1 protein-coding gene and 2 pseudogenes are annotated in these 1,958 nt (G+C 66.4%); 1 reads left to right on the top strand and 2 read right to left on the bottom strand.

All coding sequences use genetic code 11. The features are described 5' to 3' along the window. Both JMJ55_RS32015 and JMJ55_RS30350 read right to left on the bottom strand, forming a co-directional pair. Positions 1 to 250 (bottom strand): transposase (locus JMJ55_RS32015; RefSeq protein WP_202829334.1); only part of this gene is annotated, 250 nt, incomplete at its 3' end. 85 nt (positions 251 to 335) lie between these two features. Continuing rightward, positions 336 to 1,441: pseudogene (locus JMJ55_RS30350) on the bottom strand (IS110 family RNA-guided transposase); the annotation flags it as partial. Between the two features lie 114 nt (positions 1,442 to 1,555). On the opposite strand from JMJ55_RS30350, the pseudogene JMJ55_RS30345 reads away from it, so the two are divergent. Beyond that, positions 1,556 to 1,891: pseudogene (locus tag JMJ55_RS30345) on the top strand (integrase core domain-containing protein); the annotation flags it as partial. Between the last annotated feature and the right edge of the window lie 67 nt (positions 1,892 to 1,958).

The raw sequence follows: 1,958 nt of genomic DNA, 5'->3' as shown, positions 1-1,958 counted from the left end.
TTTGGCGCAACGCCAGGCTGAACACGGACCGCAGCGTCAGGGCGGTTGCGATCGCCAGGGCCGAGTACTTCGGCTGGCCGCCCCGGCCGCTGCGCGCTTCGGCGCGCCAGCCCTCGACCCCCGCCTCGGAGAACCCCGCGGTCAGACTGCCGCGGGCGCGCAGGCCGGCATCGTACGCCGCCCAGTTCGTCACCTTGTGGCGCTGCTTGGGAATGTGGTGCCGGCGATCGGCATTCGCCTTGAAGGGCACAGCGGGCCACCCTCATGGCGCGAGGGCTTGCCCCTGCGCCAGCCTACCCCCAACCCGTCCGACCACACGACTCGTGCAACAAGGTGACGTAGCGCTCGAACTTGGCACGGAAGCTGTTCTCCCGCTCGCGGATGGCAACCTGAGCCGCCATCCACAAGGTCCGGCGCAGGCGGGCGTTGCCCCGCTTGGACAACTTGGTCTTGCCACGGAACTGGCCGGACTGGTGGGTGGCGAGGTCGAGGCCGCAGAATTTCAAGAACTGGCGATGGTGGCCAAAGCGACGCAGATCGCCGGCCTCGGCGAGAATGGCGAGCGCGTTGATTGGCCCAATGCCAGGCACCTGCTGGAGACGCTGGTAGTCGGCCTGCCGGCTCAACACCTCGGTAGCGATCCGCTCGATGACATCGCACTGCTGGATGAGGTGCCGCATCGCGGCATGACGAGGCGGAACATGGCGATTGCCGGGGCATCGGGCGCGATCGGCAGAGCGATCGAGGTCTGGGCGGTTTCGTAGATGTCGCCAAGCAGGCGGGCCTTGGCGACCTTGCGCCCGGCGACGTCCCAAGCGGCCTCAATGAAAGCCTCCTTGCTCAGGGCGGTGATGCTGGCCGGCACGGGAAAGCGCTCCAGCAGGGGGAAGAACCAGTCGCTGCGGGTGTTGTTCCGGAACCGCTCGATCTCCGGGAAGTAGAGCGGCAGGTAGTGGGTCTGCAGGCGATGGAGCGTCTCGGTCTTGGCTTTCGAGACCACCTCATGGGTCATCGACAGCCCCTGAATGTCGTTAATCCCGTGCGCCAGCGGGTCGTGGTAGGGCTTGGCCGCGCCGATCCGCAGCATGTGCAGGATCACCTGGGCATCCTTCGGATCAGTCTTGTCCCAGCCGTTGTGCAGAGCCTCCCGGGTGCGGGCCAGGGCGACGGAGGAGACCAGCCGCACATCAAACCCGGCCTGCACCAGGCGCCAGGCCAGGGGGCGGTGGTAGTGCCCGGTCGGCTCGAAGCCAACCGTGATCGGGCGGGCCAGGGCCTGCAACTCGCCTACCAGCCGATCGTGCTCGGCCTGGGTATTGGTCACCGTCAAACGCCGGCGGCGCCGGGCGTCTGACAGCTCGATCAGCACCTCATTGCGCAGCTTGGCGACATCGATGGCGACAAAGGCCACCGCCTGGGGTGTAGGCTGGAAACTGGTCATGACCGGTCGGTCTCCTCGGTGTGGCTGGACACCATCACTGTGGAGCTTTGCTGACCGGTCGTGGCCGCCCATGCCGGGTCAGACCCCGGCAGGCTCAGGTTCCCGATGTGCTATGGGCCCGAGTTCGTAGCGAAGGAGGTGGGTGGCTGGCTCGGCCGGGTTGGGGTGAAGACGCTGTTCATCGGGCCCGGCAGCCCATGGGAGAACGGCTACAACGAAAGCTTCAATGGCAAGCTCCGGGACGAGCTGCTGGACCGAGAAGTTTTCTATTCGCTGCGGGAAGCCGAGCTGCTGATCGAGCGCTGGCGGCGGCACTACAACACGATCAGGCCGCACAGCGCGCTGAGCTACCAGCCGCCAGCACCGGAAGCGATGTTGCCCTGGCCGCACGGCCCCGCCTACGCTCCGCTCCGGCAGGGCCAGACGGCCAAGCCAGATCATGTGAGGTGACACGGCGAAAGTGGTCCAGCTCTGGTGTTAGCTTTTCGGCGGATTTCCTCATGACGGATGTGGAGAT

The sequence above is a fragment of the Belnapia mucosa genome (assembly GCF_016775475.1).
Classification (GTDB): Bacteria; Pseudomonadota; Alphaproteobacteria; order Acetobacterales; family Acetobacteraceae; genus Belnapia; species Belnapia mucosa.
This window is presented reverse-complemented; position numbering and strand designations above follow the sequence as displayed.